Origin of the sequence: Streptomyces sp. NPDC001663, assembly GCF_042893105.1 — a bacterium.
In the GTDB taxonomy this organism is placed as follows: domain Bacteria; phylum Actinomycetota; class Actinomycetes; order Streptomycetales; family Streptomycetaceae; genus Streptomyces.
The window spans coordinates 1-7,589 of sequence record NZ_JBIAUR010000046.1 but is presented as its reverse complement, the minus strand read 5'-3'; the positions used below and the strand labels follow the sequence as shown (position 1 = coordinate 7,589).

Genomic DNA, 7,589 nt, shown 5'->3' with positions numbered 1-7,589 from the left:
ATCCAGCACCGGGCCGGCATGCAGACCTCCAAGACCATCGTCGCGGTCAACAAGGACCCGGAGGCCCCGATCTTCGACCTGGTCGACTACGGCGTGGTCGGCGACCTCTTCGACGTCGTCCCCCAGCTCACCGAGGAGATCAACACCCGCAAGGGCTGATCACCCCGCACCGGGCCGAGGCCCCCCCCCCCGCGACTGCACGAACAGTCACGGGGGCCTCAACTGTGTATCGTCCGGCGCCGGAATGCCGTACGACAGCGTGCTGTTGCTCCAGACAGATCACGAGCTGCCGGGACAGCCTCGGCGCGGTGAGGGGGCGGGGTCGCGTGCTGCATCTGACGATCGAGGTTCCGACGCGGGACGGTCTCCCGCTGCGCGGGTTGCACTGGGCTCCCGAGCCGGGGCGTGCGGCTCCGGTGGTGCTCGTGGTCACCCCATACGGTGCCGATCGCTACCACCCGGACGGCACCGCCTTCGCTTCGGCCGGATTCCACTTCGTCAGCCTGGACTCGCGGGGCCGCGGTGACTCGGAAGGGCGTTTCCACCCCTTCGTCCACGACGGCGACGACGGGCACGACGCGGTGCGGTGGCTGGCCGCGCAGGAATGGTGCAGCGGCGAGGTCGTGATGTACGGGGGCTCGTACAGCGGCTTCGTGCAGTGGGCCACCGCCGCGACCCGCCCGCCCGGGCTGCGGGCCATCGCTCCGGTCGCCTCGGTGTACCCGGGTGTCGACTTCCCCATGGCCCACAACATCCCCACCGCGTACGCCGCCCGCTGGCTGGCGTTCGTGGAGGGGCGCAGGATGAACAACGGTCCTTTCGAGGACGCCGAGTTGTGGGCGGCCGCGGGCAGCGACCTGATCGGCAGCGGGCGGCCCTTCCGGGACCTGGACGTCACGACGGTCGGCAAGCGGCTTCCCGCCTTCCAGGAATGGCTCGACCACCCCTCGCTCGACGAGTACTGGGCGCGGCTGGCCCCCAGCCGCGCCCAGTACGAGCAGATCACGCTGCCGGTGCTCACCATCACGGGCCAGTACGACGACGACCAGCTCGGCGCGCTCACCTACTACGAACGCCACACAGACGCGGCATCGACCGAAGTCGCCGCCCGCCACCTGCTGGTGGTCGGCCCGTGGGATCACGGCGGCACCCGGACGGCCGCCCGCAGCTTCGGCGGTCTGACGTTCGCCGAGAGCAGCGCGATCGATCTCAGGGCGCTGCATGTGGCCTGGTACCGCTGGGTGTTGGGGCTGGGCGGCAGGCCGGGCTTCCTGCGCGACCGTGTGACGTACTTCCATGTCGGCGAGGATCGCTGGCACGGGGCGGCACATCTGCCTCGCGCCGATCAAGAACTGCGCTTCCATCCAGTGGCTGATGCCACATCAACAGAGCCGGGCCATCGGCGACTTGATGTGAAGCCCGCTGCGGTGGACCAGTTCGTCTCCCTCTTCCTGCACCCGGGTGCGGCCGGCGGGCCGGAGCGCGACGAACCGTCCGACGACCGCACCTTCACCGACGACCGCCCGCTGACCGGCGCCGACCCGGGAACGGCCGTCCACGTCAGCGAGCCGCTCACCGAGTCCCTGGACCTGTCCGGCCGACCGCATGCCACGCTGACCCTCTCCAGCGAACTGCCGGACTTCGACCTGCTGTTGGGGATCTACCTGCTGCCCGGCGACAGCACGCCGCGCCTGCTCGGCGAGACAGCCGTGCGTGCCCGCTACCACGCCGACCTGCACCGACCCGAACCCTGGCCACCCGGCCGCCCCGCTCCCGTCGAGCTGAAAGGGTTCCCCTTCGTCTCACTGCGCGTCGACCCTGGCGACCGCTTCGCCCTGGCGATACGGCCTCCGCACCGGCGCTGGCAACCCAACCACCAGGCAGGCGGCCCTACCGCCGACGAGACGTCCCTGGACGCGGTCGGCGGTGTCGTCCGCCTGCACCAGGGACCCGCCCACCCCTCAACCCTCGTCCTGCCGGTCGCCGTATCGATCGACTCAGTACGACCTGGGCAGCCCCAGCACGTCTGGGAGACGTAGTTGAGGACTGTCGCCGAGGACGAACTGGGTTCCCTGCTGGCCAAGGCGGCGGCCGGTCAGGCGGCACTGACCGCGGCCCTGCACTGCCAGCAGGTGCTCGGCGGGATCGGATTCACCGCCGAACACCCACTGCACCGGCATCTGCGCCGGGCCGTCGTCCTGGACGGACTGCTGGGCAGCGCCACGGGAGTTGACCCGGGAGGCCGGATCGCTGCTGTGTGCGGAGGGTGCGGCTCCCGGCTGCTTCAGCCGTGAGTCACGTTCTCCTGTGACTCACATGCAGCTCTGGCTCACCAGGGCAGCGGGCCGTTGACGTCGAAGTAGCCGCCGGTCGGGCCGTCGGGCGCGACCTGGGCCATGCGCACGATGATCTCGGCGGCCTGCTCGACGGTCTGGGTACCCGTGTTGCCGTTCAGGTCCGTCTTGGTGAAGCCGGGCTCGACCGAGTTGATCCGCATGTTCGGGAACGCCTTCGCGTACTGAACAGTGAGCATGTTGACCGCGGTCTTCGATGTCGGGTAGGCGACGCCCGGGTAGAAGTGCGCGGGATGGTCGGGGTCGGAGAGGTGGGTCAGCGAGGCCAGGCCGCTGCTGATGTTGACCACGACCGGGGCGGCCGAGCGCTGCAGCAGGGGCAGGAAGGCGTGGGTGACGCGGACGACGCCGAAGACGTTCGTCTCGAAGGTGTTGCGCATCTGGTCGGCGGTCAGGGTCTCGGCGGTGGGCACGCTGTTGCCCTCGCCCCTGGTCTCGATGCCGGCGTTGTTGATCAGTACGTCGAGTCCGCCGTCGGCCTCGATCGTCTTGGCCGCGGCCTCGACCGTGGTGTCGTCGGTGACATCGAGGAGCACGAACCGCGCTCCCAGCTGCTCGGCGGCCCGGCGTCCGCGCTCGGCGTCGCGGGCACCCACGTACACGGTGTGACCTGCTGCGATGAGCTGGCGGGCGGTCTCGTGGCCGATGCCCTTGTTGGCTCCGGTGATCAGTGTTGTCGTCATGCGTCCACACTGCGCCGGAACGAAGCGGCCAGCCAGAAGACCCTGCTTCCTGGGACTGCCGGTACCAGGCACATGCACGGCCGACGGTGTTCACTGGGGGCATGACGGCGACGGAACTCGGACAGGCGCTGCGGCGCTGGCGCGACCGGGTCTCCCCGGACGCGGCGGGGCTGCCCTCCGGCGGTCACCGGCGCGCGGCCGGGCTGCGGCGCGAGGAGCTGGCCCTGCTGGCCGGGATCTCGGTCGACTACATCACCCGGCTCGAACAGGGCAGGGCGACCAACCCCTCCGCGCAGATCGTCGAGGCTCTTGCCCGTGCGCTGCGGCTGTCGGGCGACGAGCGCACGTACCTCTTCGGGCTGGCCGGGCTGGTGCCGCCGGGCCCCGACATCGTCCCCGGCTACATCACGCCCAGTGTCCAGCGGCTGCTGGACCGGCTGGTGGACACGCCAGTCGCGGTCTCCGACGCGGCCATGACGCTGCTGCTCGCGAACCCGATGTACGCGGCGCTGATGGGCGACCCGTCGGGCCTGCGCGGCTTCGAACGCAACGGTGTGTGGCGCAACTTCACGGGCGTGCCGACCCGGGTACGGCACTCGGCGGAGGAACGGCGTTCCTTCGAGGTCGGCATGGTGGCGGAGCTGCGTTCGACCGCCGCGCGCTACCCGGCGGATCGCCAACTGCACCGACTAATTGCGGAGTTGCGGGCCAAGAGCGGGCGGTTCGCGGAGTTGTGGGACGCGGGTGTCGTCGGCCGGCTCGAGGCCTCGCGCAAGACGATCGAGCACCCGCAGGTGGGCCTGCTCACGCTGGACTGCGATCTGCTCCGGGTGGAGGAGAACGACCTTCACATCCTTGTCTACTCGGCCGAACCGGGCACCGAGGCCGCCGAGAAGTTGGCGCTCCTCTCGGTGGTCGGCACCCAGAGCCTGGTCGAGAAGCGCTAGCGCAGCTTCTCCTTCATCTCGTCGAGCACGCGGCGTAGAAGCCCTGTACGTCGAGGGTCTGGTTGACGCCGCGCTAGGCCTGGCGGAGTCCGAAGGACGGCATCGCGGCTATCTGCTCGGCAAGTTCGCGGGTGACCTCGTCCAACTCATCCCGCGGGACGATCCGGTTGACCATGCCGACCTTCTCGCCTCCTCGGCGATCAGCGGCCGGCCGGTGAAGAGGATCTCCTTGGCCTTGCGGGGGCCCAACTCTCCGGAGTGAACGGCGGTTCCCGGCCGTTCCGGGGCGCCGAACTCCGGTGCCAGCGGGGCGAATTGGGTGAGCGTCACCAGGTAGGGCGTCGGGTCGGTCAGTTCGGTCCAGCCCAGGTCGGCGTAGAAGCGCCACAGAGAAGCCGGGGCGGCGCCGTCGTCGGCGACGGCACGGACCAGCGCCGTTCGGGCACTCCTTTACGACGGCCTTGTGCAAGGTGTCCTGCCACAGCCGCTGCTCGGCGTCGAACTCAAACAGCAACGAACGCCCTCCTTGCGGCGGTGTCGGTACCCACCGGGTGGGCGCCAGGTGATACCCCTTGAAGAATGGAATTCTCAACATTGGGAACCACAAGTCTCCTCCACACCCTCGAAGCTGCCCAGCCTGACAGCAGGCTCCTTGCCGCTGGACTGCAGTAGTGTTCTCGCCATGGCACAGAAGGCGGACCACCAGGTGAGCAGCCCGAGCGAGGAACCGGCCTGGAAGCAGCGCGCGGTCGAGCGTTCCACCCAGGCGGCGAAACGCCGGGCCGAGCAGAGGGTCGAACGGTTCCTCGAAGCGGCACAGGCGGTCATGACGGAGAAGGGCACGACGGACTTCACCGTGCAGGAGGTCGTCGACCGTTCGAAGCAGTCGCTGCGGAGCTTCTACCAGCACTTCGAGGGCAAGCACGAGCTGCTGCTCGCGCTGTTCGAGGACGCGATGAGCAAGTCGGCCGACGAACTGCGCGCTCTCGCCGCCGAGCAGGCCGACCCGCTGGACCGGCTCAGGGTCGTCGTCCTGGAGCTGTTCGAGAGCTCGCGCCCCGACCTGACCGGCAAGCAGCGCCCGCTGTTCACGGACTTCGCCATGCGCCTGCTGGTCACGCACCCCGCCGAGATGCGAGTGGCGAACGCGCCCCTGCTCGCACTGTTCACCGAGCTGATGACGGAGCTGGAGGACGCCGACCTCCTGCGTTCGGGCTTCAAGGCCAGGCGGGTTGCGGCGCTGACCATGCAGACCGTCATGTTCAACGCCCAGTCCAGCGGCCAGGAGGGGGCCCACCCATTCACCGCGGAGGAGATCTGGGACTACTGCGCGAACGGGATCACGCGCGACTGAGGCGGTTCCGGCGACCACACCGTCGCGGGACGACCACACCGCCGGTGAACGGCTAGACCGGCAGGCTGTGCAGGAGGTCCGTCACGAGAGCGGGGTTCTCGGGGCCGAGATGTCCCGCACCGGGGACGTTGTGGACGGTGAAGCGATTGTCCGGGGTGAGCTCGTCGGCCTCCGCAATCATGCGGTCCTGGAGCGCGGTGGCAACGGTCCGGTCTTTCCCGAACCGCAGGTAGGTGCGGGGAATCCGCCCCCAGGTGTCGGCGCGTCCGACCGCCCGGCCGTCGTACGCGGTCATCGACTCGTCCGTCTGCATGCAGCACCGACCCGCCCGTGCCCGGGATGCCTCCGGCGGGGAACCACGGCACCGGGATGGCCAAGACGATGCACTTGTGTCCGGTAGATCGTGGTTGAGGTGGGATCTGCCGACGTCCACGGCACCAGACGGTCTTCGAAAAGGCTTCCGCTGACGAGGGCACTGGTCCTATCGTCTCAGCCCGTGATCAGAAACGGCGTTCCACTGCCCCCGACGGTCTACCCGCTCGCCAAGAGGCGTGTGTGGGCCATGCTGGCCGGCTCTCTGCTCTTCGTCGCTCTGGGCATTGTCTTCCTGGTCGCCCACAGCACCATGAAGATGACTGTGGCAGGGGCGCTGGCCGTGCCCTTCTTCGGGTTCTGCTCGGTGATCATCATCCAGCGCCTGCTCCGTGATCGACCGGAGTTGGTGCTGGACGACGCGGGAGTGGACCACGCGAGGCTGGGCCGGTTCGGCTGGGACGAGATAGCCGCCGTGCGGATACGCGAGCAGCGGGTCCGTAACACCTCGCAGTGGTTCATTGAGCTGGTGCTGCGCGATCCCGACGCCTATCTGGCTCGAGCACCCAAGCTCGTCCGCAGCACCGCGTCCATGAACGCACGACTTGGCTTCGGTCCGGCCAACATGGCCACAAACACCTTGCCGGTGCCGCCTGAGGCGGTCCTGGACGCGATGCGACGTCACTGCCCCCGACTTGCAGTAGAGCAATGAGTGCACCGTTGGCCGACCGGCTGATTCCGTCTCTTTGGTCGGCGTCGGGTCCACATGGGGATGCCCGCAGTGAGGAGTGCGGCCTGATAGGCGATGGCGAGTTTGTCGGTTCGCGCGGCCAGGCCGCGCCACTGCGGTTGATGCACCGTTCGACGGTGTTCCGCTGCTTGTAGGCGTCGCGGTCGAATGCGGGCGTGCGGCCACCTTGCCGGCCTCGCCGTAGGCAGTGGCCGATTTGGCCGGAGGACTGCGAGATGACCGCGCGGATTCCCCGGCGTCGCAGGTGCCTGCCGATGGCGCGGGATGAGTAGGCCCGGTCGGCCAGGACGCGAAGGGCTGGATTCTCGGCCTGCCCGGGCCGCTTCAGGGCACGCGGATGCGGGACATACCGAGGGGGTCGCCCCCTATTGCGTGCTCCGGCGGGGCGTTGGTGGGCCCGGACGACCGTGGAGTCCACCGACACCGTCCAGCCGACGTCGTCGTCGGCGTCCGCTGCTGCCAGGACGGCGGCGAGGATCTTCTCCCAGGTGCGGTCGACGGCTCACCTGATCAGCCGTTTGTGGGCGGTCTGGAACGAGCCGAGCTCGTCGGGCAGGTCTCGCCGGGGCGAGTTGCGGTACTTCCACGCGCGCCTCGAGGGTGCGGCGGAGGTCGGCCCACCGCGCCCACGGACCGGATCGGCCAGTCCGGTTCACCGACGTTCAACCGAGACTAGGAGTGGTCCCAGCGATGGCGGCCAGCCACCCACGAACCCAGGTGAACGCCCCTGTACGCGCGCCGGCACCCCATCAACACAGTTGGAAGGCGTGTTGGCCCCTCGGCCGGGAAGATGTCAGCCGCTTGTCTCCGGGCCCCAGCGCTCCGGCCCCACCCCCCGCCAGTCGATCCACGGCACCCCCGCGACCTCGGCAGGATCGATCTCCAGGCCGGCTCGGCGGAGGAACTCGGCGACATCGGCCACATTGTGGGCCAGGCCGAGGATCTCGCCGTCCACGCGCACGCGTCGGCCACCCGTGGGCGACGGCGGGTGCACGGTCACTCGAATCGGTCCGGACACGCCTTCAGGATCATCCGGCATGTACGGCTCCGCATTCCAGCGCGTCATTGGAGGACCCTCAGTGTTCGGACGGCAGGTCGTGTCCCTCGTCGTGGTGTTGGGGATCAACTGGTGGGCGTGTTGGGGGTGTTGGGTAGCGCGGGGGCGCTTTCGGGGAGTTCGCGGTAGAT

At 69.2% G+C, this 7,589-nt stretch carries 7 protein-coding genes and 3 pseudogenes; 6 read left to right on the top strand and 4 right to left on the bottom strand.

Features of this window, described 5'->3' with window-relative positions; all coding sequences use genetic code 11:
* The 3 genes and pseudogenes from ACFY1L_RS55865 to ACFY1L_RS55855 form a co-directional block, all read left to right on the top strand.
* Window positions 1-159, top strand: a pseudogene (locus tag ACFY1L_RS55865) (electron transfer flavoprotein subunit alpha/FixB family protein); the annotation flags it as partial.
* A 167-nt stretch (window positions 160-326) separates the two neighbouring features.
* Window positions 327-2,039: a CocE/NonD family hydrolase gene (locus ACFY1L_RS55860; protein ID WP_388843355.1), complete on the top strand. Its 1,713-nt coding sequence runs from the start codon at window positions 327-329 to the stop codon at window positions 2,037-2,039.
* Window positions 2,040-2,294 (top strand): acyl-CoA dehydrogenase family protein, encoded by a 255-nt coding sequence (locus ACFY1L_RS55855; RefSeq protein WP_388843353.1) that lies wholly within the window; start codon window positions 2,040-2,042, stop codon window positions 2,292-2,294.
* A 35-nt stretch (window positions 2,295-2,329) separates the two neighbouring features.
* Here the strand turns inward: ACFY1L_RS55855 and ACFY1L_RS55850 are convergent, their stop codons facing one another.
* Entirely contained in the window at window positions 2,330-3,037 is a 708-nt protein-coding gene (locus ACFY1L_RS55850; protein WP_388843351.1) for an SDR family oxidoreductase, read from the bottom strand.
* A gap of 101 nt (window positions 3,038-3,138) precedes the next feature.
* On the opposite strand from ACFY1L_RS55850, the gene ACFY1L_RS55845 reads away from it, so the two are divergent.
* Window positions 3,139-3,984, top strand: a complete 846-nt coding sequence (locus tag ACFY1L_RS55845) for a helix-turn-helix transcriptional regulator (RefSeq protein ID WP_388843349.1) — start codon at window positions 3,139-3,141, stop codon at window positions 3,982-3,984.
* Between the two features lie 682 nt (window positions 3,985-4,666).
* On the top strand, window positions 4,667-5,338 hold the full coding sequence (locus ACFY1L_RS55840; RefSeq protein ID WP_388843348.1) for a TetR/AcrR family transcriptional regulator: 672 nt from the start codon (window positions 4,667-4,669) through the stop codon (window positions 5,336-5,338).
* A 52-nt stretch (window positions 5,339-5,390) separates the two neighbouring features.
* On the opposite strand, the pseudogene ACFY1L_RS55835 reads toward ACFY1L_RS55840, so the two are convergent.
* A pseudogene (locus tag ACFY1L_RS55835) lies at window positions 5,391-5,651 on the bottom strand (alpha/beta hydrolase); the annotation flags it as partial.
* 183 nt (window positions 5,652-5,834) lie between these two features.
* Here ACFY1L_RS55835 and ACFY1L_RS55830 point away from each other — a divergent pair.
* Window positions 5,835-6,362, top strand: a complete 528-nt coding sequence (locus ACFY1L_RS55830) for an STM3941 family protein (protein ID WP_388843346.1) — start codon at window positions 5,835-5,837, stop codon at window positions 6,360-6,362.
* Here the strand turns inward: ACFY1L_RS55830 and ACFY1L_RS55825 are convergent.
* Both ACFY1L_RS55825 and ACFY1L_RS55820 read right to left on the bottom strand, forming a co-directional pair.
* Window positions 6,332-7,047 (bottom strand): annotated as a pseudogene (locus ACFY1L_RS55825) (IS5/IS1182 family transposase). The gene ACFY1L_RS55830 and the pseudogene ACFY1L_RS55825 sit on opposite strands and share 31 nt — an antisense overlap.
* A gap of 147 nt (window positions 7,048-7,194) precedes the next feature.
* Window positions 7,195-7,419 carry a hypothetical protein gene (locus ACFY1L_RS55820; protein WP_388843344.1) on the bottom strand — a complete coding sequence of 75 codons (225 nt, stop codon included), beginning with the start codon at window positions 7,417-7,419 and terminating at the stop codon, window positions 7,195-7,197.
* Window positions 7,420-7,589 lie beyond the last annotated feature (170 nt).